Raw genomic sequence first — 23,765 nt, 5'->3', positions numbered from 1 at the left:
GGTGCCCGTGGACGCGGACCCGAGGCACCGTGTGGTCGGTGTCAGTGGTTGAGGACCTTGGACAGGAAGTCACGTGCGCGCTGGGTGGCGGGGGCGGTGAAGAGCTGCTCGGGCGCGGCCTGCTCGACCACCTGCCCCTGGTCCATGAGGACGACGCGGTCCGCGACCGAGCGGGCGAAGCCCATCTCGTGGGTGACGACGAGCATCGTCATGCCGCTGGCGGCCAGGTCCTGGATGACGTCGAGGACCTCGGTGACCATCTCGGGGTCGAGCGCGCTCGTGGGCTCGTCGAAGAGCATGACCTTGGGGTCCATGGCCAGGGCACGGGCGATGGCGACGCGCTGCTGCTGCCCTCCGGACAGCTCGGTGGGACGCTTGGCGGCCTGGTCCGCCAGGCCCACGCGCTCAAGCAGCTCGCGGGCACGGGCCTCAGCCTGCGCCCGGGCGAGACGGCGCACCCGCACGGGGGCCAGCGTGATGTTGTCCAGGACCGTCAGGTGCGGGAAGAGGTTGAAGGACTGGAAGACCATCCCGACCTCGGCGCGAAGGCGGGCGAGCTCCTTGCCCTCCTCGGGCAGGCGCTCGCCGTCGATCTCTATGGTGCCCGAGTCGATGGTCTCGAGCCGGTTGACCGTGCGGCACAAGGTGGACTTGCCCGAGCCGGAGGCTCCGATGACGACGACGACCTCACCGGCGTTGACGTCCAGGCTCACGTCCTCCAGGGCCGTGAAGCCGCCGAAGCGCTTGGTCACGTGGCTCAGGCGCACGATCGGGCGCCCGGCTGGGACGGACGAGGGTGTGGTCACAGCCACCTCTTCCTGAGGTCGTGGGGGTGCAGTTGCTGTCACTGTCGGCGACAGCAACTGCAACACCGTCGTGCGCGCGGTGGTTCCCACCCTGAGGCCCCGGTGCGGTGAGGCTGCGCACACGCCTGATCCTGCGGTCCTGACGCTAGCAGCCGTGCGGGCGGCCGAGTCACGCTGGTGGTGGCTCAGTGGGCGTGCTGGGCGCGCGCGGAGGCGTACAGGCACACGGCCGCGGCGGCGGAGACGTTGAGGGACTCTGCGGCCCCGAAGACGGGGATGGCGACGACGGCGTCCGCCTGGGACAGGGCCTGGGCGTCCAGGCCCCTGGCCTCGTTGCCCAGGAGCCAGGCGCCCGGGCGCGCGAGCAGGGCGTCGGCCTCGAACAGGCTGTGGTCCCCGCGCGCGTCGGCGGCCAGGACCGTCATCCCGGCGGCGTGCAGGGCCTCGACGACCTCGGCGAGGTCCAGGCCTGCGAGGACGGGCAGGTGGAAGAGACTGCCGGCGGTGGCGCGCACGACCTTGGGGTTGGTGACCTCGACGCTGCCACGGGCCAGGACGACGGCGTCGGCCCCGGCGGCGTCGGCGGCCCGGATGATGGTCCCGGCGTTGCCGGGGTCCTGGGCCTCGGTGAGGACGGCGACGAGCCGGGCCCCGGCCAGCACCTCATCCAGCCCGGCGGCGGGGGCCACCGCCTCGGTGGAGACGACGGCGAGGACACCCTGGGCGTCGGTGCTCATGACGGCCATCACCTGGTCCGTGACGCGGTGGACGTACAGGTGCGCGGCGCGGGCGGCGGCGAGGAGCTCCGCGTGGCGCTCGGCGGCCGCCTGGGTGACGTAGAGGTCGCGGACGTGACCGGGCACGTGGGTGACGGCCTCGCGCACACCCTGGGGACCCTCGACGAGGAAGCGGCCGTGGCGGCTGCGCATGCCCCGGCGGGCAAGGGCGGCGACGCGGGTGACGCGCTGGGAGCCGGGGTTGTCGATGACGTCAGGTCGAGGGGCGAGGGAGCCCTCGGGGCGGGGCATCGCGGTACCGGGTATCCAGGTGCTGCCGTCGGCGCGCTTGCTCATGACAGCGAGGGTACGGGACCGGCAGCCCTGGTGCGGCGCTGGGCCCTGGTGCGGTGCGGGGCCGTCAGGGGCCGGGGACAACGACGGCGCCGCCACCTCGGGGGTGGCGGCGCCGTGACGGTGCGTCGCAGCCGGTGTCAGGCCTTGGGGGCGTTGACGTCGGCCGGCAGGGCCTTCTTGGCGACCTCGACGAGGGCGGTGAAGGCGGCGGGCTCGTTGACGGCGAGCTCGGCGAGCATGCGGCGGTCAACCTCGATGCCCGCGAGGCCGAGCCCCTGGATGAACCGGTTGTAGGTCAGGCCCTCGGCGCGGGCCGCAGCGTTGATGCGCTGGATCCACAGGCGGCGGAAGTCGCCCTTCCTCGCGCGGCGGTCGCGGAAGGCGTAGACGCCGGAGTGGGTGACCTGCTCCTTGGCCTTGCGGTACAGGCGCGAGCGCTGGCCACGGTAGCCGGAGGCCTGCTCGAGGACGGAACGACGCTTCTTCTGGGCGTTGACTGCCCGCTTCACACGTGCCATGTGATGACTCCTTATACGTGACGGGGCCGGTCAGAGACCGAGCAGCCTCTTGACCTCGCGCAGGTTCGTGGGGTCCACGACCTGGTCCTTGGACAGCTTGCGCTTGCGGCGCGAGGACTTGACCTCGAGCAGGTGGCGCTTGTTGGCCTGCTCACGCATGAGCTTGCCGCTGCCGGTGACCCGGAAGCGCTTCTTGGCACCGGAGTGCGTCTTGTTCTTCGGCATTCTTGGATTCCTCTTGTTGGCCGTCAGGCTCGCGCCTGGGCTGTGGACCCCACGCGGGGTGCCGGTGGGGTGGGTGGTGGACTGTGGGGTCAGGCCTGCGCGGCGGGGGCACCGCCCTCGCCCTTGCCCGCGTGCTTCTCGGCACGGCGGTTGGCGCGGGCCTCCTCGCGGCGACGGCGCTGGTCCGACTTGAGCTCGGCCTTCTTGCGGGTCGGGGCCAGGACCATGACCATCTGGCGGCCGTCCTGGCGGGGGTGGGACTCGATGGTGGCCAGCTCGCCGACCTGCTCGGCGACCTTCTGGAGCAGGCGGATGCCCAGCTCGGGGCGGGACTGCTCACGGCCGCGGAAGCGGACGATGCACTTGACCTTGTCCCCGCCCTTGAGGAAGCGCTCGACGTGCCCCATCTTCGTGGCGTAGTCGTGGTCGTCGATCTTGGGGCGGAACTGAATCTCCTTGAGCTGCGTGTTCGCCTGGTTGCGTCGGGCGTCACGCGCCTTCATGGCCGACTCGTACTTGAACTTGCCGTAGTCCATGAGCTTGCACACCGGGGGGCGTGCGTCGGGGGCCACCTCGACGAGGTCGAGATCAGCCTCCTCGGCAAGACGCAGGGCGTCCTCGACGCGGACGACACCGACCTGCTCACCGCTGGGACCGACGAGGCGAACCTCGGGGACGCGGATCCGTTCGTTGATACGGGGCTCGCTGATGGGAGTTCCTCACTTCTGGGAGACGAGTGGCCACGGCGACGGCAAGGGCCTCCGCCGCTTGACGCGCACGGAGGCCCTACATGTACTCCTGGGGAGTACGGTCGCGCCGACGCCGGTGGCGTGGGCGACCGCGAGGATCGCTCCTCGCACGACCCGGTCCCTGTGAGAGGACCCAGGTGGGATTGCTCCGCTTGCGCTCCGGGGACGGGCCCCGGCCGGTCGGTAGGCAACATTACCAGACGACTCCCGGCACACGGCCGCGTCCAGGCCACCCCAGGCCGTGGCGCTGGCCACCTGCGCATGGCCCCAGGTGCAGGTGGCTGGGACAGCGCAGCGCCTGAGGCTCCAGCGGCCAGGGACCCTCAGCCTCCCGGGCTCCTGGCGGCGGGCTGTCAGCAGGGCAGGACGGGGCTCAGGCCGGCAGGGGGCACAGCTCGACGGTGTCGATGAGGTCCCCCCAGGCGGGGTTGACCATGACCATCTGGCAGACCTCCAGGGTGGCTGCGACCCCCGCCATGCCGCCGCAGGCGTCGATGCGCACGAAGACGCGCAGCTCGGCCCCCTCCCCCGGTGCGAAGGCCACGCCGGTGACCCCCTCGACGGCACCGAGCTGGGCGACCACCTCGGCCTGGACGGGCCCGTTGCGCCAGGAGGGCACCCAGTCCTCGCCACCGGCCAGGGCGACGACCGCCGGCCGCGGCAGGCGCAGGTCGCGGGTGCCGGGGTCCAGGACCCACAGCTGGTCGGTCTTGGCGACGGCCACCTGGGCGGCGCGCAGGGGCTCGATGGGCACGGGGCGCACGTCCTGCCTCCAGGCGCGCATGGCCTCGGCGCTGGTGAACACGGGCAGCGCGATGTGCCCGTCCGGCAGGCCGACGGCGAGGGCCGCCGCGTCCTGTGCGGCGTCCTGGGTGTGGGGCTCGTGCCCGGGGGCCCGTGTGAGCACCGGGCCTGGCACATGGGCGGTGTTGGAGGCCCCGGTCAGGGCGTGGGCGGCCACGGGCACGATGACGCGGCTGGCGGTCAGCGCCGCCCACAGGTTGTCGAGGTACTCGTGGCGGGGGGTCCCAGTGGACTCCAGGGCCGCGGTGACAAAGGGGTCGGCGGAGCCGTCGTCACCGCTGAACGGGGTGGGGGACGCCAGCAGGCGCTCGATCCTGGCCCGTGCCGCCAGCGCCGCCGCCACCTGGGCGTCGGGCCCGGGGGCCTGGGCCGTCTGGGAGCTGGCCTCCTGGCCGCTCACGCGCGCACCTGCTCGACACTGGCACCGCCCGCCACCCTCAGCGCCTGCGGGAGCGTGAAGCTGCCGTTGTACAGGGCCTTGCCGATGATGGCGGAGTCGATCCCCTCGCCCACGAGTGAGGCCAGGGCCGCGATGTCCTCCAGGCGGGCGATGCCGCCGGAGGCGACCACCGGCGCGCTTGTGCGGGCCGCGACCTCGCGCAGCAGGCTGATGTTGGGCCCCTGGAGGGTGCCGTCCTTGGTGACGTCGGTGACGACGTAGCGCGAGCAGCCGGCGGCGTCGAGCCGCGCCAGGGTCTCCCACAGGTCCCCGCCGTCCTGGGTCCAGCCGCGGGCGGTCAGGGTGGTTCCCCGCACGTCCAGCCCGACGGCGACCCGCTCCCCGTGCTCGGCGATGACCCTCTCGGTCCAGCCGGGGTCCTCCAGGGCGGCGGTGCCGAGGTTGACACGGGCGGCGCCGGCACCCAGGGCGCGGGCCAGGGAGGCGTCGTCGCGGATGCCGCCGGAGAGCTCGACCTTGATCCCGACCTCGCCGACGATGCGGGCCAGCAGCTCGGCGTTGGAGCCGCGTCCGAAGGCGGCGTCGAGGTCAACGAGGTGGATCCACTCGGCGCCGGCCTCGACCCAGTCGCGGGCGGCGTCCACAGGGCTGCCGTAGTCGGTCTCGGATCCGGCCTCGCCCCGCAGGAGGCGCACGGCCTTGCCGTCGGCGACGTCAACGGCGGGCAGCAGGGTGAGCATGGGGGTCCTCTCGGTGGTGGGCTGGAGGGTCACAGGGTGGTGAGCCAGTTGCGCAGGAGCTCGGCGCCCACGTCGCCGGACTTCTCCGGGTGGAACTGGGTGGCGCTGAGTGCCCCGTTGTCCACGGCGGCGAGGAAGTCCTCCCCGTGTGTGGCCCAGGCGGCCAGGGGCAGGCGGGTAGGGCCCTCGTCGAGCAGGTCCGCGGGGCTGGTCTTGGCGGCGTAGGAGTGGACGAAGTAGAAGCGCTCGCCGTCGAGCCCGTCGAGCAGGACGCTGCCCTCGGGGGCACGGACCTCGGACCACCCCATGTGGGGCACGACCTCCGCCTCGAGGCGTGAGACGGTCCCGGGCCACTGGCCGAGGCCGGGGGTGAGAGCGCCGGCGCGGTCCCCGGCGGCTGGGGGCGCGTCCTCGGCGGCGAACTCGGTGGAGGCCTCGAACATCACCTGCATGCCGACGCAGATGCCCAGCACGGGGCGCCCCCCGGCGAGGCGGCGGTCGATGAGCCGGGGCGCGTCGACGGCGCGCAGCTGGTCCATGACGGAGGCGAAGGCGCCCACACCCGGGACGAGCAGGCCGTCGGCGGCCTCGACGGCCGCGGCGTCGTGGGTGAGCTCGACGTCGGCTCCGACGCGCTCAAGGGCGCGCACGGCGGAGCGGACGTTCCCGCTGCCGTAGGACAGGACGACGACCTTGGGCTGGCTCATGGGGCCACCCTAGCGGCGCTGGGACGAGGGCAGCCCGCCTCCCGCGCACGTGGGGCCAGCGCGGCCCTCGCTGCGGGCACGCTCAGTCCTGCGGGCGTCCTCGCAGGCCGCGGCCGAACCAGCGCGCGGCCCTGCCGGGACGCACCTCGCTGCTGCGCAGCGCCCCGGGGACGTCCTGGGCACGTGTCATACCGATGAGGATGTCCTCGACGACCGGGTCCACGGCGGCGAGCACGAGGCCCGCGCTCGTCTCCTCACCCGCCTCACCGCCCGCGTAGCGCCGGGCCGTGATGGTGCCCGACAGGCCGGACTCGATGCCGATGTCGGTGGCCAGGTCCGCGGTGAGCAGCACGACCCCGGACCTCGACAGCCGCGAGAGCGTGCCTGCCAGCCGGGCCGCCTCGACCGGCTCGCTGTGGGCCCCGGCCAGCAGCTCGCTGACGTCCCACTCGCAGTGGGAGGAGACGAGCTCCTTGACGGCCAGGGCACCCGAGGCCGAGGGCACGACCGTGCAGTCCAGCTCGCTGGCGGCGCACAGCGTCGCCAGCGCCGGGGCGCTGACCACCGGGGTGAGGACGACGGCGACCTTGACGGCGCGTGGCAGCCCCTCCGGCTGGGTGACGGGCGCGGGCACCGCCTCCCCCGCAGGGCCGAGCGGGGCCAGGCCCGCGAGGGCGGACGGGTCGTCGGGGACCACAACGTCCGGCACGATGACCGCGTCGGGGGCGCGGTAGGTGTTGTGGGGCACGTCCTCGAGGCGCACCGCCGCAGGGGCCTCATCGTCCCGGTCCGCGTCCTCGTGCGCCCCGGCGCCCTCGCCCCCCTCCTCCAGGTCCAGGTGCGCCACGAGGGCGGCGAACTCGGTGTCGAGGTCTGAGCCGCCCGGGGCCTGGGGGGCGGCGGCCTCGTCGTCACGGGCCTGCCTGTCGCCCTGGGCGCCCGGGAGCTCCTCGGGCAGCTCCTCGCGCCCGCTCACAGCGCGCCCTTGGTCGAGGGGATGCCGTCCACGCGCGGGTCCAGGGACACGGCAGCGCGCAGCGCCCGGGCCAGCGCCTTGAACTCCGCCTCGGCGATGTGGTGGGGGTCGCGTCCGGCCAGGACGTTGACGTGCAGGCAGATGCCGGCGTGGTAGGCGATGGCCTCGAGCACGTGGCGGACCATGGAGCCGGTGAAGTGCCCTCCGATGAGGTGGTGGACGAAGGCCTCGGACTCACCGGTGTGCACGAGGTACGGGCGCCCGGAGACATCGACGACCGCCTGGGCGAGGGCCTCGTCGAGCGGGACCAGGGCGTCACCGAAGCGGCCGATGCCGCGCTTGTCCCCCAGCGCCTGCCTCAGGGCCTCACCGATGCAGATGGCCGTGTCCTCCACCGTGTGGTGGACGTCGATGTCGGTGTCACCCCGGGCGGTCACGGACAGGTCGATGAGGGAGTGCTTGCCCAGCGCCGTGAGCATGTGGTCGTAGAACGGCACCGTCGTGTCGATGTCCGTCCTGCCGGTGCCGTCGAGGTCGATCTTGACGACGACGGTGGACTCACTGGTCGTGCGCGCGATGTGGGCGGTGCGGGGCATGCGGGTCTCCTGGTCTCGTGGGGCGCGGGTGGTGTCAGGGTCGGGTGACGGCGGTCAGGGCGCAGCGGAAGGCCTCCATCTGCGACGGCGTGCCCATGCACACCCGAAGGTACCCGTCAGGGCCGACGACACGGACGAGGACCCCGCGCTCGAGAAGGGACTCGAAGATGGCCTGCCGGTCCTCGAAGGGGCCGAAGAGGACGAAGTTGGCGTCGGACTCGACCGCCGTGTGCCCCTGCTCGCGCAGCCAGGCGACGGTGGCGTCACGCTCGTCGCGCAGCCGGGCGACCTGGCTCATGAGCTCGTCCCGGTGCGCGAGGGCGGCCAGGGCCGCGGCCTGGCTGACGGCGGACAGGTGGTAGGGCAGGCGCACGACCCGCAGGGCGTCGATGAGCTGCCTGGAGGCGGCGAGGTAGCCCAGACGCAGGCCGGCCATGCCGAAGGCCTTGCTCATGGTACGGCTGACCGCCAGGTGCGGGTGCCCGGCCAGCAGCTCGAGCGCGCTGGGCACGCCGGGGCGCCGGAACTCGCCGTAGGCCTCGTCCACGACGACGACGGCGTCCGTGGGGGCGCCGTCGTGGCCGGTCGGGCCGCAGCCGCGGGCGGCGTCGAGGACGGCGTGCAGCTCCTCCGGCCCCAGGGCGGTGCCGGTCGGGTTGTTGGGGCTGGCCAGGAGGATGACCGCCGGGTGGTGGGTGGCGATGGCGGCGCGCACGGCCTCGACGTCGAGGGTGAAGTCCTGCCTGCGCTCCAGGGCCACGTACTCGGTGAGGGTGTCTCGCGCGTACTCGGGGTACATGGAGTAGGTGGGCGTGAAGGACAGGCACACGCGGCCGGGCCCGCCGAAGGCCTGCAGGATGTGGAGCATCACCTCGTTGGAGCCGTTGGCGGCCCAGAGCTGTTGCCAGGGCAGCCGCACCCCGGACTCGACGGCGAGGTAGTCGGCCAGGGCCTCGCGCAGGGCGGGGAACTCACGATCCGGGTAGCGGTTGAGCCGCGCGGCGGCGGCGCGCACGGCCTCGGCGATGTCGTCGATGACCGCCTGCGAGGGAGGGTAGGGGTTCTCGTTGACGTTGAGCCGGGCCGGCACGTCCAGCTCAGGGGCGCCGTAGGGGGTCTCGCCCGCCAGGCCCGGGCGCAGGGGGAGGGTGCTCACGCCCGCAGTGTAGGAGGAGCGGCGGGGGGCACGTGGGGGGGGGCCCCCAAAAGAACGTCCCCCCGGACCAAGACCCCGGGGGGGTCGCCCACGCCGGCGGTGGGGGGGGAGGGGCGCGGCCTGTGCGGGGGCGTCCACGCACGGGCCTCGCCCACGGACCCAGGCTCAGTGGTGGGCAGTGAGCATGATCTCCTCGTCGTCCAGGCGCGCCAGCGCAGCCTCCAGGGTGGCCGAGGTGAACAAGCCCTCGTCGCGGGCGTCGAGCAGGGCCGCGCGCTGGGCGTGGATCGCCTCGACGGCCAGGTCCCTGGCCTTGGCCGGCGGCACCGGCAGGGAGCCGCCCAGGGCGAGGGCGCTGGTGGCGGGCGCCTCACCAACGGGCTCCTCCCCCTGCATCACACGGGCCAGAGCGGTGTCCTTGACGACGTTGCCCAGCAGGCGCAGCAGGCGCCGTCGTTCCTGGGAGTCATCGACGTCGGCCGCCATCCGCGGGCCCACGAGGCTGATGAGCGGGCCCAGGGTCAGGCCCTGGATGATGAGGGAGCCGGCCGCCACCACCAGGGCCACCAGCAGCAGGAAGGGCCGTGCCGGGGCGCTCAGCGGCAGTGTCTGGGCCGCGGCCAGGGTGACGGCGCCGCGCATCCCGGCCCACACGATGACGGCCGCCTCGCGCGGCCCCAGGCTGGAGGCGGTGAAGTAGGCCAGGTCGTTGGCCGTGCGGCGGTTGCGGCGCCGACCCTTGTCGAGGCGCCGGCGCCACAGGCCCAGGGCCCGCTGCCAGTCAGCCTGGGTGAGGTTGCGGGCCGCCAGCACCTCCTCGTCGATGTCGCAGGCGTGGGCCAGGCGGTCCTCGAACTGACGGGCCCTGTCGGTGCGCTGGTCAAGACGGCGCGCCGTGCGGCGGCGCGCCGAGCGCAACCACACCAGCAGGGGCGCGACGAAGGCCGCCCGCAGAAGCACCGTGAGGGCGCCGCACACCGCCGCCACGGCGAGGGCGAGCAGGGGGCCGCCCGAGGGGCCCGAGACCGTGACCTCGTGCACGATGCCGTAGGCCTGAAGCCCCATGACGAGGAAGATCGCCCCCTCCAGGACGAGCTCGATGGTGTGCCAGTTGAGCTGGGCGGCACGCCGGTGCGCCGGGGACAGCAGCCGCGGGCCCCGGAAGGAGACGACCAGCCCGGCCACGACCGCGGCGACCAGCCCGCTGCCGCCCAGGTGCTCGGCCGGGACGGAGGCCACGAAGGGCACCGTGAAGGAGATGACCGTGTCCGCGGTCGCCTCCGTGACCCGCGCGCGCAGGCGGATGGTGATCTCCCCCACCACCCAGCCCACGAGGAGGGCCACCGCGAGCGCCAGAGCGAGCTCGCCGGCCAGGACGGCCGGGCGCAGCGCGTCGGCGTCGGTGGCCAGGGCGGCCGAGACAGCGGAGGACAGCAGCACCAGGGCGGTGGCGTCGTTGAACAGCCCCTCACCCTCCAGGACGGTGATGATGCGTTGGCCCACGCCCGAGCTCCGGGTGATGGCCACGGCGACGGCGTCGGTGGGGCTGAGCACGGCGCCCAGCGCGATGGCCCAGGGCAGGGACAGGGCGGGGACCAGGGCGTGGACCACCAGTCCCAGGGCCACCGCGCTGATGACGACGAGCCCGACGGCGAGCCCCGCCACCGAGCGCAGCTCGCGGCGGAAGTCCATCACCGGCATGGACACGGCCGCGGCGAACAGCAGCGGTGGCAGCACCACCTGGAGGATGAGCTCGGGATCGACCTCGATGGCGTCCACCCACGGCAGGAAGCCGATGCCGATGCCCAGGGCGAGCAGGATGAGCGGGGAGGCGACCCCGACCCTGGGGGCGAGCTGGTTGCAGGCGGCGATGACGAGCAGGCCGATGACCGTGAGGAGCACAGGTGTCACAGGGCCACCCTACGGCCCCGGTGCCGGCGCCATGACGCCGCGGACGGCGCGTGGCTCCGGGGCACCACGGTCCCGGGGCCACGCTCCAGGTCCTCACCGGGCCCAGGTCGTGGCCCGCTCGCCGCTCAGGCGCGTGAGAGCCTCTCACAGGCCAGGCGGGCACCGGCGACCAGGGCCTCGAGCTTGGCCCAGGCGATGTGCGGGTGCACCCTGCCACCCAGGCCGCAGTCGGTGGAGGCGACCACGCGCTCGGGGCCCACGACGTCGGCGAAGCGCTCGATGCGGTCGGCCACGAGCTCGGGGTGCTCGATGACGTTCGTCGCGTGGCCGACGACGCCGGGGATGAGGTAGGTGCCCTCCGGCAGGGCGCCGTCGGCGACGATGTCCCTCCAGATCCTCCACTCGTGCTCGTGGCGGGCGTTAGCGGCCTCGAAGGACAGGCCGTGGGCGTGGACCTTGAGCGCGAGGTCCACGATCTTGTCGAAGCCGAGGTCGGTCGAGTGGGGGCCGTGCCACGAGCCCCAGCACACGTGGTAGCGCACGAGGCCCGGGTCGATGCCCTCCAGGGCGTGGTTGAGGGCCTCGACGCGCACCTCGGAGAAGCGCCGGTAGTCCTCCAGGGAGAGCTCGACGATGAACTGGTCCCAGGACTCGGCCAGGTCCGGGGCGTCGATCTGCACGGTCAGGCCCGCGTCGGTGATCACGCGGTACTCCTCGCGCAGTGCCTCGGCCCAGGCCCAGACGGCGGCCTCGTCGTCCTCGTAGTAGTAGTTGCCGATCCTGGCGGCTGAGGCCGGGGAGATGGAGGCGATGAAGCCGTCGGACACGGGCCTGCCGGCCCTGGCCAGGGCGGCCAGGGTGGCCTCGACGTCGCGCTTGACCACGTCGTGGCCGGTGAAGCGGATCTCGCCGGTGACGGTGGGCCACACGGGGACCTCCATGGTGGCCAGGTGGATGCCGGAGGTCGGGTCGCTGTAGGCGTCCGCGAAGGTGGTCCAGTCGCGCCGCGCGCCCATGGGGGCGAGCTCGAGCTTGCCGGCGGGGGTGGCCTGCGCTCGGGCAGCTCGGAGACGATCTCGAGGCCGCAGAAGCGGTCAAAGGTCTACTGCCACCAGCCGCCGTAATCAACCTTCTCGGCCATGAAGTGGCCGTACTCTCCGTCATTGACGATGTCGATGCCGGTGGCGACCTGACGGGCGACGACGGCCTCGGTCTCGGCCGTGACGACGGCGGCGAGACCCTCGTCGTCCAGGGTGCCGGCCGCGTGCGCGGCGTTGGCCTCGAGCAGGGCGTCCGTGCGCGGCAGGGAGCCGACGTGGGTGGTGCGGATGCGGGTGGTCATGGGGGTCCTGCTCCCATCATCGCTGGCAGGAGCAGCGTCGGTCGCCGGGGCCTTTGGCGCGGCATCGGGCACCCGGGCCTGTCGGCCGCTCGGGACGGGTGCGGAGGGAGGCTACACGACCAGGGCGCGTGGGCACTGTGCCCGCCCGGCATCCGGGAGGCAGGTCCCCGCCTGGAAGCCAGTCCCCGCCTGCCGCTGGCGTGCGGACGCCGGCCTGCGCGAGGCGGGGCAGCCAGCGCGCCTCCCCCTCGTCCTGCCCCGGCGCTCTAACGGGTCCTAGCGCAGCCGGGCCCGGGCGGCCTCGCCGTGAGCGGGCAGGTCCTCGGACTCGGCCAGGGCCGTGAGCGGGCCTGTGAGCGAGGCGAGGGCGGCGGCGTCGTACTCGATGACCTGGACCGGCTTGAGGTAGGCCATGACGCTCAGGCCGGCGGCGAAGCGGGCGGTGCCGCCGGTGGGCAGCACGTGGTTGGATCCGGCGAGGTAGTCGCCCAGCGGCACCGGTGAGTAGGGGCCGACGAAGACCGCCCCGGCGTTGCGCACGCGGCCGGCCACCTCACGGGCGTGGGCCGTGTGGACCTCCAGGTGCTCGGCCGCGTAGGCGTTGGTGACGGCCAGGCCCTGCTCGAGGTCGCGCACGAGCACGATGGCGGACTGGGGGCCGGTCAGGGCCGTCCTCGCCCGCTCGGCGTGCCGGGTCACGGCCGTGCGCCGTTCCAGGGCGGCGTCGGCGGCCTGCGCGAGATCCAGGGAGTCGGTGATGAGGACGCTGCCGGCGTGCGGGTCGTGCTCGGCCTGGGACAGCAGGTCCGCGGCCACCAGCTCGGGGTCCGCGGTGGCGTCGGCGAGAATGGCGATCTCGGTCGGGCCCGCCTCGGCGTCGATGCCGACGACGCCGCGCACCGCGCGCTTGGCGGCAGCGACGAAGATGTTGCCGGGCCCGGTGACGACATCGACGGGCTCGCACAGCTGCTCACCGCTGCCGCCCGCCGCCCGGATGTCGGCCCGGTCGGCACTGGTCTCGGCGACCGCGCCGTAGGCGAGCATGGCCACCGCCTGGGCGCCGCCGACGGCGTAGACCTCCTCGACGCCCAGCAGGGCGCAGGCGGCGAGGATCGTCGGGTGGGGCAGGCCGCCGTGGTCCTTCTGCGGCGGGGAGGCCAGGGCGACCTGCTCGACGCCGGCGACCTGCGCGGCGACGACGTTCATGACCACCGAGCTGGGGTAGACGGCCAGCCCGCCGGGCACGTACAGGCCGACGCGGCGCACGGGGACCCATCGCTGGGTGACGGTGCCACCGGGGACGATCTCGGTGACGCGCTCGGTGGGCAGCTGGGCGCTGTGCCCGGCACGGTTGTGGGTGATGGACAGCTCCAGGGCCTCGCGCACCGCCGGGTCGAGGGCCTCGAGGGCCTCGGACAGGGCGCTGGCGGGAACGCGCAGGTGCTCGGGGCGCACGTGGTCGAAGCGCTCGGCCGCGTCGCGCAGGGCGGCCGCGCCGCGCACGCGCACGTCCTCGATGGTGGGGGTGACGGCCTCGAGGGCGGCGGCGACGTCGAGGGTGGCCCGGGGCAGGGCCTCGGCGAGCTCGCGTGCGGTGAGGTCGGTGTCGCGCAGGTCGATGCGGGTGAGCATGGCGCCAGGGTAGCGGTGCGGCCGCACCGGGGAGCGCGGAGCCCGGGCAGCGGGCCGAGGGGCTCGAAGCGCCCGCGCAGCAGCTCCCACACGTGCTCCTGGCGCACGCCCGGGTCCACGACGGCCGCGTCCGCCATCGGCTCGATCTCCGCCAGGACGGTCGGGTTGTGCATGCGCAGCACGACGACGACCGGATTTGTCCCCCACCGCCCGGCGGGCGGCGCGCACCGCCTCGCGGTCCTCGGTGCTGTAGGGCTCGCTGAGAGGGGACTCGATGAAGACGTCGGCGGCGCTCGTGGCGAGCTCGGCGCCGCTGGCCTCGGCGGCGCCGAGACGCGGGTCGGAGGAGGTGTTGACGCACACCCCGAGCGGGCAGGACCCGGCCAGGGCCTGCATGGCGCTGCTCCAGCGGGCGGCCGTGTCCGCAAGCTCCAGGGTAATGGCCAGGATGTGGCGCAGGTGGTCCTTGGTGAGCATGTCAACCTGCTGGTCGGTGAGGGACCAGGCGAGCAGGCCGGCCTCGGCGAGGACGACGTCGACAGCGTCGAGCGAGGTCCTGGTCTCCTCCACGGTCAGGGCCCCAGCCGGCTGCGGCTTGAGCCTGTCGGCTCCGGCCTTGAGCAGGGTACGGACAGGCACATTCGGTCTCGTGGGGCAGTGTCTGACCTCGCCGCCGTGCCGACGACGAGCCCGGGTCGGACCGGGCAGCTCGCCCCACCCGTTCGTGAACGTTCACATTTGCGTCGTCGGTCATTACACTCGTCCGCAACAGCAGGACCGGGCACCGCCGCCCAGGCACCGACCGCCGTCGGCCCCACCGGCATTCGGGCACCACGACCACCAACGGAGCACCTCGCATGAGCACCCCCACCGTCGACCTGAGCCGCACCGCCCTCGGCATCGAGCTGGGCTCCACCCGCATCAAGGCAGTCCTCACCGACGAGCTCGGCACCGTGCTGGCCACCGGCGGCCACGACTGGGAGAACTCCCTCGTCGACGGCGTGTGGACCTACTCCCTCGACGAGATCCTCAGTGGCCTCCAGTCCGCCTACGCGGCCCTCGCCGCTGACCTGCGCGCCACGCACGGCGTCGAGCTGACCACCACCGGTGCCATCGGCGTGTCCGCGATGATGCACGGCTACATCCCCCTCGACGCCGACGGTCGGATGCTTACCCGCTTCCGCGCCTGGCGAAACACCATCACCGCCGTTTCCTCACGTGCGCTCTCCCAGTGCTTCGGTCTCAACATCCCCCAGCGCTGGACCATCTCCCACCTCCACCACGCCGTGACCGGGCACGAGGAGCACGTCAGCCGCATCAGCCACGTGACCACGCTCGCCGGCTACGTCCACTTCCGGCTCACGGGCCGCCACGTCCTGGGCGTCGGCGAGGCCTCCGGTGTCTTCCCCATCGGCCCCGGCAACCGCTCCTTCGACGCCACCATGCTCCAGGCCTTCGACGCCCTGGTCGCCGACGAGGACGCGGTCACCTGGTCGCTCACGGACATCCTGCCCGACGTCGTCCTGGCCGGGCAGGACGCCGGCATGCTGACGGCCGACGGCGCCGCCCTCCTCGACCCCACCGGCGCCCTGCGTCCCGGCATCCCCCTGTGCCCGCCTGAGGGTGACGCCGGCACCGGCATGGTCGCCACCAACGCCGTGCGCCCGCGCACCGGCAACGTCTCGGCCGGCACGAGCGCCTTCGCCATGATCGTCCTCGAGGAGCCGCTGCGCACCCTCATCGAGGAGATCGATCTCGTCGCGACGCCCTCCGGTGCCCCCGTCGCCATGGCGCACGCCAACACCTGCACCTCCGACCTCAACGCCTGGGTCGAGGTCTTCTCCCAGTTCGCCCAGGCCATCGGCGCCCCCGTCGAGCGCGGCCCGCTCTTCGACGTGCTGCTCGGTGCTGCCGCCACGGCCTCGATGGACGAGGCCGGGGTCCTGAGCTACAACTTCCTGTCCGGCGACGCGCTCGTGGGGCTCAGCGAGGGGCGGCCGCTCACCGTGCGCCGTCCCGAGGCGCGCCTGAGCCTCGCTGGCCTCATGCGCTCGCACCTGTTCGCCCTCTTCGCGGCCATGGCGCACGGTCTGCGCATCCTGCGCGAGGCCACCGACGTGCGCATCGACTCGATGCGCGCCCACGGCGGCATCTTCAAGACCCCCGAGATCCCCCAGCGTGCGCTGGCCGCCGCCTTCGACACGCCCGTGTCCGTCGCCGCGACCGCCTCCGAGGGCGGCGCCTGGGGCATGGCCCTGCTCGCCGGCTACCGTCTGTGGGGTGAGGGCCGCAGCCTCGAGGACTACCTGGAGGAGGTCGTCTTCGCCCAGACCCAGGAGGTCACCATCGAGGCGACGCCCGAGGAGGTCGCCGAGTACGCCCGCTACCTCGACCGCTTCGTCGCCGGCCTGGAGCTGGAGCGCACGGCCGTCGAGGTGTGCTGAGGCCCGCCCCAGTGCGCCCAGGCGGCGCGGCGCTCCGAGGGCGCCCACCCGGTGTCCGCGGTGGCGACCTCGCCGGTGACGGCGCTGACGACGAGCGCCGCCAGCCCGGGCTCGCCACGCTCGTGGCAGTCGTGGTCCAGCATGTGCAGCAGCGGTCCCATGTGACGCGGCAGGACGATCCCTCCGATGGCCTGCGACAGCTCGCCGTAGGTGATGACCTGTTGCGCGCACGCCGCCTCCATGAGCACGCTGCGGGCACGCGCCGTGGCCAGCGCGAGCCTGGGCGTGAGCGTGTGCTGGCGCCGGCCCACGGGGTACCTGGCGCCGACGGCGAGGACAAGGTCCTCAGGCCCCTCCTGCGCCGCCCCTGCCGGCTGCGCGTCCCGCCCTGTCATGCGCGCAGCCTACGCGGGGTGCACAGGCAGGGGGCGCGGCGGCACCTGGCACACTGGGCCCATGAGCCTTCACCCCCACCCCGTCATCGACGTGCGCGGCGAGATCAAGCTCGGCCAGTTCCTCAAGCTCGCGGGGCTCGTGGAGGACGGCGCTGAGGCGCGCGTGGCCGTCCAGTCAGGCGACGTCCTCGTCAACGGGGAGCCCGAGACCCGCCGCGGTCACCGCCTGGCCGATGGCGACGTCGTCGTCGTGGACCTTCCGGCCGGCGAGGCCGGCGCCGTCGTCCGCCTCGTCGCAGGGCGCTGAGGCCGGGCTACCGCCACGGCCCGCCGGGACCGTGCTCCGCCGCTGCCCGACGGGCGCCGGGCAGGCGCTCAGCGCGACAGGCAGGCCGGGCCCAGCAGCGCCTTGATATCCGAGTAGAAGGCCTGGCTGGCCTCCACCCGCAGCGACGCGTCGAGCTGGGTGCGCACCTCACGCCCCGGGCTCGTGAGCGTCAACCTCACCGGGCTGTCCCCCGGGTGCTTCTCCAGCACCGTGCGGAACCTCTCCACCAGCGGCCCCGTGCAGCGGTTGGTCGGCAGCGTGATCGTCACGGCCGCGTGCGAGGCGCTAGAGACGTCCGGGATCGTCAGCTCCTGCGCGTACAGGGACACCTGGCCGTCTCGCCGGTTGAGCTTGCCGCGGACCGTCACCACGGTGTCCGGCGCCAGCATCGTCGAGACGGTCTGGTAGGTCGCCGGGAAGAACAAGCACTCGACGCTGCCACCCAGGTCCTCGACCTGGACGATGGCCCACAGGTTGCCCTGCTTGGTCGTCTTGCGCTGCAGGGAGGTGATGAGTCCCGCGACCGTCACCATGGCGCCGTCGGGCCGGTCCTCGTTGGCGATGAGGTCGGCGATCTCCGTGTCCGCCAGCTTGCCCAGCAGCCCCTCCAGGCCCAGCAGCGGGTGGTCGGAGACGTACAGGCCCAGCATGTCGCGCTCGTAGGCGAGCTTGTCCTTCTTGTCCCACTCGGGCAGGTCGGGCACCTCGGAGGAGAAGACCGGCCCCGAGGAGAAGGGGTCCTGCCCGGCGTCGTCACCACCCATGAGGGAGGCGAAGAGGTCGAACTGCCCGGCCGCCTCGTTGCGCTTGACCCCGATGACCTCGTCGACGAAGTCCTCGTGGCAGGCCTGCAGCGCCCGGCGGGACCTGCCCAGCGAGTCGAAGGCGCCGGCTTTGATAAGGGAGTCGATCGTGCGCTTGTTGCACACCACGGCAGGGACCTTGTCGAGGAAGTCCTCGAAGGACGTGTAGGCGCCCTTGTCCGTGCGCGCCTCGACGATGCCGGCCACGACGTTCGCGCCGACGTTGCGCACCGCCCCCATGCCGAAGCGGATGTCGTCACCGACGGCGGAGAACTGGGCCCGGGAGGCGTTGACGTCCGGGGCCAGGACACGGATGCCCATGTGCCGGCACTCGCCCAGGTACACGGCGAGCTTGTCCTTGTTGTCCTTGGCGCTTGTGAGCAGGGCCGCCATGTACTCGGTCGGGTAGTGGGCCTTGAGGTAGGCGGTCCAGTAGGTGACGACGCCGTAGGCCGCCGAGTGCGCCTTGTTGAAGGCGTACTTGGCGAAGGGGACCACGACGTCCCACAGGGCCTTGACCGACTCCTTGGAGAACCCGTTGGAGACCATGCCGGCCTCGAACTCGACGTACATCTTCTCCAGGATGTCCATCTTCTTCTTGCCCATGGCCTTGCGCAGCGCATCGGCCTTGCCCATCGTGAAGCCCGCCAGGTCCGTGGCGATCTTCATCACCTGCTCCTGGTAGACGATGAGGCCGTAGGTGTTGCCCAGGATCGGCTCGAGGGCCTCCTTGAGCTCGGGGTGGATCGGGACGATCTCCTGCACCCCGTTCTTGCGCAGGGCGTAGTTCGTGTGCGACTCGGCCCCCATGGGGCCGGGGCGGTACAGGGCGCCGACGGCGGAGATGTCCTCGAAGTTGTCGGGCTTCATCAGGCGCAGCAGGGTGCGCATGCCGCCGCCGTCGAGCTGGAAAACGCCGAGCGTCTCGCCACGTGCCAGCAGCTGGTAGGTCAGGGCGTCGTCGAGGGGGACGTGGTCGATGTCCAACGGTTCCTTGCCGTTGGCGACGATGTTGTCCAGGGCGTCGGAGATGACCGTGAGGTTGCGCAGCCCCAGGAAGTCCATCTTGAGCAGGCCCAGGTGCTCGCAGGTGGGGTAGTCGAACTGGGTGATGTAGGCGCCGTCCTGAAGGCGCTGCATCATGGGGATGACCTCGGTGAGCGTCGTGGAGGACATGATGACGGCGCAGGCGTGCACACCCCACTGGCGGGTGACGCCCTCCAGGCCCCGGGCGAGCTCGACGATCTTCTGGGCGTCCGGGTCTGACGCGTGCAGGTCCCGGAACTCCTGGGCCTCGCCGTAGCGCTCGTCCTCGGGGTTGAACATGCCCCCGATGGTGATGTCCTTGCCCATGATGGTGGGAGGCATCGCCTTGGTGAGCTTGTCCCCGACGGCGTAGGGGTAGCCCATGACGCGGCTGGCGTCCTTGAGGGACTGCTTGGCCTTGATGACGCCGTAGGTGACGACCTGGCTGACCTTGTCCGAGCCGTACTTGCCCTTGACGTAGTCGATGACCTCCTCACGCCTGCGCTCGTCGAAGTCGACGTCGATGTCCGGCATGGAGATGCGCTCGGGGTTGAGGAAGCGCTCGAAGATGAGGCCGTGCTCGATGGGGTCGAGCTCAGTGATGCCCATGGCGTAGGCGACGATCGAGCCGGCACCCGAGCCTCGGCCGGGCCCGACGCGGATGCCGTGGTCCTTGGCCCAGTTGATGTAGTCGGCCACGACGAGGAAGTAGCCGGGAAAACCCATCTGGACGATGACGCCGATCTCGTACTCGGCCTGGCGGCGCCGGTCCTCGGGGATGTCACCATGGTAACGGCGCTCCATGCCGCGCCAGCACTCCTTGACGAACCAGGAGTCCATGGTCTCGCCCTCGGGCACGGGGAAGACGGGCATGAAGGAGGCGCCCTCATCGACGGTGCGGAAGGTGACGTCGCACTGCTCGGCGACCAGGAGCGTGTTGTCGCAGGCCTCGGGCACCTGCGAGAAGAGCTCGCGCATCTCCCGGCCGGGGCGCAGGTAGTAGGTGGGGCCGCCGTCGAACCTGAAGCGGTCCGGGTCTGACAGCACGGAGCCGGAGTTGATGCACAGCATCGCGTCCTGGATGGTGGCGTCCTCGGGGCGCACGTAGTGTGAGTCGTTGGTGGCGATGAGCGGGGCGCCGAGCTCCGCCGACAGCCGCAGGAGGTCCTTGGTCACCCGCGTCTCGATGTCGAGACCGTGGTCCATGAGCTCGACGTAGAAGAAGTCCTTGCCGAAGATGTCCTGCAGCTCGCCCGCGCAGCGGCGGGCCTCGTCCCACTGCCCCAGGCGCAGACGGGTCTGGACCTCGCTGGAGGGGCAGCCGGTGGAGCCGATGAGGCCGCTCGCGTAGCGCGAGAGGATCTCGCGGTCCATGCGGGGGGCCTTGCCCCACTGGCCCTCGAGGGAGGCGTAGGAGTCCAGGCGCATGAGGTTGTGCAGGCCCTCGTCGTTGCGGGCGAGCAGCGTCAGGTGGGTGTAGGAGCCGCGGGCGGAGACGTCGTCGGAGCGCTGTGACTCCTCGCCCCAGAAGACGCGGGTCTTGTCGAAGCGGCTCGTGCCGGGGGTCATGTAGGCCTCGACGCCGATGATCGGCTTGATGCCGGCCTTCCTGGCCTCTGCGTAGAACTCGTAGGCGCCGAACATGTAGCCGTGGTCGGTGATGGCCAGGGCGCGCTGGCCCAGGCGCTTGGCCTCGGCGATGTAGTCCTTGATCTTGCCGGCGCCGTCGAGCATCGAGTAGTCCGTGTGGACGTGCAGGTGGACGAAGTCGTCCGTGGGGGCCCCGGTGCGCGTGTGCGTCATGGGGCCATCCTAGGTGCGGGCGCCGAGGTGCTCGAGGGCGCGGGCCCGGGGGCGGCGCCCGCCGGGCCGCCACGGCCAGCAACCCGGGCGCCGGGTGGCTCAGCGCAGGACGGAGGTGTCGCGCAGCACGTCGAGGGCGTGGACGAGGTCCGCGGGGTAGTTGCTGCGCCAGGTCATCCACTGCCCTGTCACCGGGTGGGCGAGGCCGAGCTCGTGGGCGTGCAGCCACTGGCGCACGAGCCCGGTGCGCCGGCTCAGGCACTGCGAGGCGCCGTAGGTCTCGTCGCCCACGCAGGGGTGGCCGAGCGCGGCCATGTGGACCCGGATCTGGTGCGTGCGCCCGGTCTCCAGGTGCACCTCGGCCAGGTCCGCCGTCGGCATGGACTCGATGACGTCGTAGTGGGTGACGGACTCGCGCCCGCCGTCGATCACCGCCATCCTCCACTCGCGGCTGGGGTGGCGCCCGATGGGTGCGTCGATCGTGCCGCTGGTGGGGTCGAGGTGCCCCTGGACCAGGGCGTGGTAGACCTTGTTGACCGTGTGCTCGCGGAAGGCCCGTTTGAGCACGCAGTAGGCGATCTCGCTCTTGGCGACGACCATGACGCCTGAGGTGCCCACGTCCAGCCGCGAGACGATGCCCTGGCGCTCGGCGGCGCCCGAGGTCGCCACGCGCACGTGCATGGCCGTCAGGGCACCCAGGACGTCGGGGCCGTCCCAGCCCATCGAGGGGTGCGCGGCCACGCCGGCGGGCTTGTCGATGACGATGACGTCCTCGTCCTCGTAGAGCACCCCCAGGCCCTCCACGGGCGTGGCCACGGGCCCGACGGGGCGGGGTGCGGGCATGTCAACCTCGAGGAGGGCGTCGGCGGGCAGGCGGTCGGACTTGCTCAGCGCCGCGCCGTCGAGGCGCACACCGCCCCCGGCGCAGATCTCCCCGGCCTTGGTGCGCGACAGCCCCGTCATGCGGGCCAGGGCGGCATCGACGCGCTCGCCGACGAGCCCGTCAGGCACGGGCATGAGGCGAAGGCTCATGACACCGCCCCGGTCTCCTGGCGGCCCTCAGCGCCGCTGGCGCGGCTGCCGTCGATCCCGAGCCCGTACAGGCTCAGCACCATGATGGCGCCCGCCGCGACGACGATGGCGATGTCAGCGACGTTGCCGACGACGACGCCGCCGTAGTCGATGAAGTCCACGACGTGCCCGCGCAGCGCCCCGGGGGACCTCAGGAGCCGGTCGATGAGGTTGCCGACGGCGCCGCCGAGCACGAGGCCGAGCGCGACGGCCCACCACGCCGAGCCCAGGCGGCGCGAGGCCCGCAGGACCACGAGGGCGGCCAGGGCGGCGACGAGGGTGAGGACCCAGGTCTGCCCGGTCGCGAAGGAGAATGCGGCGCCGGGGTTGCGCAGGAGGACGAGACCGAGCAGGTCGCCCAGCAGCGGCACGCGGTGCCCGTCGGACAGGGCACTGACGGCCCACGCCTTGGTGGCCTGGTCGGCGAGGACGACCGCTGCGGCGAGCCCCCACAGCAGGCGGACGTGCTCCGGGCGACAGGGGCTGCGGTGGCCGCTGGGGGCTGCGTGCGGTGCTGACGGTGTCATGGGTCCTCTCGGGTCTGTCACACCGCGAGGGCGGCGTCCCCATGGTGGGGTCGCCGCCCTCGCGGGTTCGTCATGGTAGCCGCCCAGGCGGCGTGGAGGGTCTCAGCGCAGCCCCGGGGTCACAGCGACCCGTTGCCGTCCTCGGATCCGCCCTCGACGTTGGTGAGCAGGCTCTGGAGGTAGCTCTTGAGGCGGGTGCGGTAGTCGGACTCGAAGCGGCGCAGCTCGTCGATCTTGTGCTCGAGGCCGGAGCGCTCCTTCTCGAGCTGAGCGAGGGTGCGGTTGCGCTGGTCCTCGGCCTCGCGGACGATCGACTCGCCGGTGGCGCGGGCCTCGGAGACGATGCGCTCGCCCTCGGCCTTGCCGTTGGAGACGTGCTCGTCGTGCAGGCGCTGGGCCAGCTCGAGCATGCCAGAGACGGCGACGGGCTCCTGCTGGGCGCCCTCCGTGGCGGCCTGCGCGTGGGCCTGCTCCACCACGGGGGCCGCGGTGGCGACGGGCTCGCCCTGGCCGAGCTCGGTGATGCGCGCGTTGGCGGCCTCGAGGCGGGCCTTGAGGTCGGCGTTCTCCGCCTCGAGCTGACGCATCGCCTCCACGACCTCGTCGAGGAACTCGTCAACCTCGTCCTGCTCGTAACCCTCGCGGAACTTGGTCGCCTGGAACTTCTTGTTGAGGACGTCGTCTGCGGACAGAAGCGTCATTGTCGTCACCTCGGTGTCGTTACGGAACGTGTCACGAGCACCGGTGGACCAGGTACTCATGCGGACAGATTACCTGAACTCGAGGTTCAGGCGTATTGACGACATCATCCTAGTGCGCCTTCTCACCCGCGTCCCAGCACGCGACGTCGCAAACGGGCACGCCGTGGCGCGCTTGAGGGCCGTGTGAGGGGCCTGGAGGGCACGGCCCGGAGCACGAGGGGCTATCCCAGACGCAAGAGCACGCCGAGCAGGCTCTGGAGGACGGCGATTGCGACGTACAGGGCCAGGAAGCTCATGTCAATGCCCACCGAGCCGACCCGCAGGGCGGGCACCACCCGTCGCAGTGCCCTCAGGGGCGGGTCCGTCAGCGCGTAGACGAGGTTCGCCAGGACCAGGACGGGGCCGGTGGGGCGCCACTGGCGGGCAAGCATCTGCACCCAGTCGAGGACGACCCGGCCGAGCAGCACCAGGACGTAGAGGCTCAGGAGGCTGCGCAGGATGAGGACGACGGCGGCAAGAGCGCTCACTGGGCTCAGTTCTGGTTGAAGAGGTGGCCGCCCTCCCGGGAGGGCTCACCACTGTCGATCTCGACGGTGGCCGGCGTCAGGAGGTAGACGCGGGGGGTGATGCGCTCGATGGCGCCGTTGAGCCCGTGGACGAGGCCGGAGCAGAAGTCGATTGTGCGGCGCGCCTCGGCCTGGTCCATCTGGGTGAGGTTGACGACGACGGGCACGCCCTCGCGGAAGGGCTCACCAATCATCGAGGAGTGGTTGTACACGCGGGGGGTCGCGGTGACGATGCGGCGCAGGTCGGGCACGGCGACGGGCGCGAGCGAGTCCTCCTCGCCGGAGGCGTGGACGGGCTCGGTCTCGTAGGCCTCCGGGGCGTAGGGCTCGGCGAGCGGGTCGTAGTCCTGCCCGTAGTCCTGCCCGTACTCGTCCTCGGCGGGCTGGGACAAGCCGAGCATGTCGGTCATCTTGTGCAGCGCACTCATGTCATGGGCTCCTGTGTGCTTGCCGGTCCCCTCGTGGC

Annotated in this window: 22 protein-coding genes and 1 pseudogene; 2 read left to right on the top strand and 21 right to left on the bottom strand. The window is 72.5% G+C overall.

All coding sequences use genetic code 11. From position 1 onward, the window contains the following. Positions 1 to 41: 41 nt before the first annotated feature. The 14 genes and pseudogenes from ACSJJR_RS07210 to hisD all read right to left on the bottom strand — a co-directional run bounded on the left by ACSJJR_RS07210 (position 42) and on the right by hisD (position 13,635). Positions 42 to 812, bottom strand: a complete 771-nt coding sequence (locus ACSJJR_RS07210; RefSeq protein WP_435942893.1) for an amino acid ABC transporter ATP-binding protein — start codon at positions 810 to 812, stop codon at positions 42 to 44. 179 nt (positions 813 to 991) lie between these two features. Next, positions 992 to 1,879 carry a TrmH family RNA methyltransferase gene (locus ACSJJR_RS07205; protein WP_435942892.1) on the bottom strand — a complete coding sequence of 296 codons (888 nt, stop codon included), beginning with the start codon at positions 1,877 to 1,879 and terminating at the stop codon, positions 992 to 994. Positions 1,880 to 2,016: 137 nt separating this feature from the next. Then, positions 2,017 to 2,397: a 50S ribosomal protein L20 gene (gene rplT, locus ACSJJR_RS07200; protein ID WP_435942891.1), complete on the bottom strand. Its 381-nt coding sequence runs from the start codon at positions 2,395 to 2,397 to the stop codon at positions 2,017 to 2,019. Between the two features lie 30 nt (positions 2,398 to 2,427). Next, complete coding sequence (gene rpmI / locus ACSJJR_RS07195; RefSeq protein WP_249367596.1) at positions 2,428 to 2,622, bottom strand: 50S ribosomal protein L35; 195 nt, start codon at positions 2,620 to 2,622, stop codon at positions 2,428 to 2,430. A gap of 89 nt (positions 2,623 to 2,711) precedes the next feature. Then, on the bottom strand, positions 2,712 to 3,317 hold the full coding sequence (infC, locus tag ACSJJR_RS07190; protein WP_435942920.1) for a translation initiation factor IF-3: 606 nt from the start codon (positions 3,315 to 3,317) through the stop codon (positions 2,712 to 2,714). Positions 3,318 to 3,744: 427 nt separating this feature from the next. Beyond that, positions 3,745 to 4,518 (bottom strand): SseB family protein, encoded by a 774-nt coding sequence (locus ACSJJR_RS07185; protein WP_435942919.1) that lies wholly within the window; start codon positions 4,516 to 4,518, stop codon positions 3,745 to 3,747. Positions 4,519 to 4,571: 53 nt separating this feature from the next. Then, a complete protein-coding gene (gene priA, locus ACSJJR_RS07180) occupies positions 4,572 to 5,315 on the bottom strand; it encodes a bifunctional 1-(5-phosphoribosyl)-5-((5-phosphoribosylamino)methylideneamino)imidazole-4-carboxamide isomerase/phosphoribosylanthranilate isomerase PriA (RefSeq protein WP_435942890.1) in 744 nt (247 codons plus the stop codon). A gap of 29 nt (positions 5,316 to 5,344) precedes the next feature. Then, entirely contained in the window at positions 5,345 to 6,022 is a 678-nt protein-coding gene (gene hisH / locus ACSJJR_RS07175; protein WP_435942889.1) for an imidazole glycerol phosphate synthase subunit HisH, read from the bottom strand. Positions 6,023 to 6,104: 82 nt separating this feature from the next. Further along, a complete protein-coding gene (locus tag ACSJJR_RS07170; RefSeq protein ID WP_435942888.1) occupies positions 6,105 to 6,998 on the bottom strand; it encodes a hypothetical protein in 894 nt (297 codons plus the stop codon). After that, a complete protein-coding gene (gene hisB / locus ACSJJR_RS07165) occupies positions 6,995 to 7,594 on the bottom strand; it encodes an imidazoleglycerol-phosphate dehydratase HisB (protein ID WP_435942887.1) in 600 nt (199 codons plus the stop codon). Before hisB ends, ACSJJR_RS07170 begins: the two co-directional genes overlap by 4 nt. A gap of 34 nt (positions 7,595 to 7,628) precedes the next feature. Further along, complete coding sequence (locus ACSJJR_RS07160) at positions 7,629 to 8,750, bottom strand: histidinol-phosphate transaminase (RefSeq protein WP_435942886.1); 1,122 nt, start codon at positions 8,748 to 8,750, stop codon at positions 7,629 to 7,631. A 165-nt stretch (positions 8,751 to 8,915) separates the two neighbouring features. Further along, positions 8,916 to 10,661 (bottom strand): cation:proton antiporter, encoded by a 1,746-nt coding sequence (locus ACSJJR_RS07155; protein WP_435942885.1) that lies wholly within the window; start codon positions 10,659 to 10,661, stop codon positions 8,916 to 8,918. A 125-nt stretch (positions 10,662 to 10,786) separates the two neighbouring features. After that, a pseudogene (locus tag ACSJJR_RS07150) lies at positions 10,787 to 12,003 on the bottom strand (cobalamin-independent methionine synthase II family protein). 276 nt (positions 12,004 to 12,279) lie between these two features. Continuing rightward, entirely contained in the window at positions 12,280 to 13,635 is a 1,356-nt protein-coding gene (gene hisD, locus ACSJJR_RS07145; RefSeq protein WP_435942918.1) for a histidinol dehydrogenase, read from the bottom strand. A gap of 857 nt (positions 13,636 to 14,492) precedes the next feature. On the opposite strand from hisD, the gene ACSJJR_RS07140 reads away from it, so the two are divergent. Continuing rightward, a complete protein-coding gene (locus ACSJJR_RS07140; RefSeq protein ID WP_435942884.1) occupies positions 14,493 to 16,079 on the top strand; it encodes a xylulokinase in 1,587 nt (528 codons plus the stop codon). On the opposite strand, the gene ACSJJR_RS07135 is transcribed toward ACSJJR_RS07140, so the two are convergent. Beyond that, on the bottom strand, positions 16,019 to 16,474 hold the full coding sequence (locus ACSJJR_RS07135) for a hypothetical protein (protein WP_435942883.1): 456 nt from the start codon (positions 16,472 to 16,474) through the stop codon (positions 16,019 to 16,021). The genes ACSJJR_RS07140 and ACSJJR_RS07135 overlap by 61 nt on opposite strands. 61 nt (positions 16,475 to 16,535) lie before the next feature. Between ACSJJR_RS07135 and ACSJJR_RS07130 the strand changes: the two genes are divergently transcribed. Continuing rightward, positions 16,536 to 16,781 carry an RNA-binding S4 domain-containing protein gene (locus tag ACSJJR_RS07130; RefSeq protein WP_435942882.1) on the top strand — a complete coding sequence of 82 codons (246 nt, stop codon included), beginning with the start codon at positions 16,536 to 16,538 and terminating at the stop codon, positions 16,779 to 16,781. A gap of 68 nt (positions 16,782 to 16,849) precedes the next feature. Here ACSJJR_RS07130 and dnaE read toward each other — a convergent pair whose 3' ends face one another. From dnaE to ACSJJR_RS07100, 6 genes are all read right to left on the bottom strand, one after another. Next, entirely contained in the window at positions 16,850 to 20,434 is a 3,585-nt protein-coding gene (gene dnaE, locus ACSJJR_RS07125; RefSeq protein ID WP_435942881.1) for a DNA polymerase III subunit alpha, read from the bottom strand. A 99-nt stretch (positions 20,435 to 20,533) separates the two neighbouring features. After that, on the bottom strand, positions 20,534 to 21,466 hold the full coding sequence (locus tag ACSJJR_RS07120; RefSeq protein WP_435942880.1) for an RluA family pseudouridine synthase: 933 nt from the start codon (positions 21,464 to 21,466) through the stop codon (positions 20,534 to 20,536). Next, positions 21,463 to 22,032: a signal peptidase II gene (lspA, locus tag ACSJJR_RS07115; RefSeq protein WP_435942879.1), complete on the bottom strand. Its 570-nt coding sequence runs from the start codon at positions 22,030 to 22,032 to the stop codon at positions 21,463 to 21,465. Before lspA ends, ACSJJR_RS07120 begins: the two co-directional genes overlap by 4 nt. 119 nt (positions 22,033 to 22,151) lie before the next feature. Continuing rightward, the gene (locus ACSJJR_RS07110; protein WP_435942917.1) at positions 22,152 to 22,733 is read right to left on the bottom strand and encodes a DivIVA domain-containing protein; all 582 of its coding nucleotides are present in this window, start codon (positions 22,731 to 22,733) and stop codon (positions 22,152 to 22,154) included. Between the two features lie 221 nt (positions 22,734 to 22,954). Further along, positions 22,955 to 23,260 (bottom strand): YggT family protein, encoded by a 306-nt coding sequence (locus ACSJJR_RS07105; RefSeq protein ID WP_435942878.1) that lies wholly within the window; start codon positions 23,258 to 23,260, stop codon positions 22,955 to 22,957. A 5-nt stretch (positions 23,261 to 23,265) separates the two neighbouring features. After that, complete coding sequence (locus ACSJJR_RS07100) at positions 23,266 to 23,727, bottom strand: cell division protein SepF (RefSeq protein ID WP_435942877.1); 462 nt, start codon at positions 23,725 to 23,727, stop codon at positions 23,266 to 23,268. Positions 23,728 to 23,765 lie beyond the last annotated feature (38 nt).

Source organism: Actinomyces sp. W5033 (assembly GCF_051303165.1).
The sequence above is the reverse complement of the archived record's forward strand: the minus strand, read 5'-3'. Positions and strand labels throughout refer to the sequence as shown.

Excerpts from the sequence above, each read along its gene's own strand:
- ACSJJR_RS07205 (WP_435942892.1), bottom strand. The coding sequence starts at position 1,879 with ATGAGCAAGCGCGCCGACGGCAGCACCTGGATACCCGGTACCGCGATG.
- rplT (WP_435942891.1), bottom strand. The coding sequence starts at position 2,397 with ATGGCACGTGTGAAGCGGGCAGTCAACGCCCAGAAGAAGCGTCGTTCC.
- rpmI (WP_249367596.1), bottom strand. The coding sequence starts at position 2,622 with ATGCCGAAGAACAAGACGCACTCCGGTGCCAAGAAGCGCTTCCGGGTC.
- priA (WP_435942890.1), bottom strand. The coding sequence starts at position 5,315 with ATGCTCACCCTGCTGCCCGCCGTTGACGTCGCCGACGGCAAGGCCGTG.
- hisH (WP_435942889.1), bottom strand. The coding sequence starts at position 6,022 with ATGAGCCAGCCCAAGGTCGTCGTCCTGTCCTACGGCAGCGGGAACGTC.
- hisB (WP_435942887.1), bottom strand. The coding sequence starts at position 7,594 with ATGCCCCGCACCGCCCACATCGCGCGCACGACCAGTGAGTCCACCGTC.
- hisD (WP_435942918.1), bottom strand. The coding sequence starts at position 13,635 with ATGCTCACCCGCATCGACCTGCGCGACACCGACCTCACCGCACGCGAG.
- ACSJJR_RS07140 (WP_435942884.1), top strand. The coding sequence starts at position 14,493 with ATGAGCACCCCCACCGTCGACCTGAGCCGCACCGCCCTCGGCATCGAG.
- ACSJJR_RS07135 (WP_435942883.1), bottom strand. The coding sequence starts at position 16,474 with ATGACAGGGCGGGACGCGCAGCCGGCAGGGGCGGCGCAGGAGGGGCCT.
- ACSJJR_RS07130 (WP_435942882.1), top strand. The coding sequence starts at position 16,536 with ATGAGCCTTCACCCCCACCCCGTCATCGACGTGCGCGGCGAGATCAAG.
- dnaE (WP_435942881.1), bottom strand. The coding sequence starts at position 20,434 with ATGACGCACACGCGCACCGGGGCCCCCACGGACGACTTCGTCCACCTG.
- ACSJJR_RS07120 (WP_435942880.1), bottom strand. The coding sequence starts at position 21,466 with ATGAGCCTTCGCCTCATGCCCGTGCCTGACGGGCTCGTCGGCGAGCGC.
- lspA (WP_435942879.1), bottom strand. The coding sequence starts at position 22,032 with ATGACACCGTCAGCACCGCACGCAGCCCCCAGCGGCCACCGCAGCCCC.
- ACSJJR_RS07110 (WP_435942917.1), bottom strand. The coding sequence starts at position 22,733 with ATGACGCTTCTGTCCGCAGACGACGTCCTCAACAAGAAGTTCCAGGCG.
- ACSJJR_RS07100 (WP_435942877.1), bottom strand. The coding sequence starts at position 23,727 with ATGAGTGCGCTGCACAAGATGACCGACATGCTCGGCTTGTCCCAGCCC.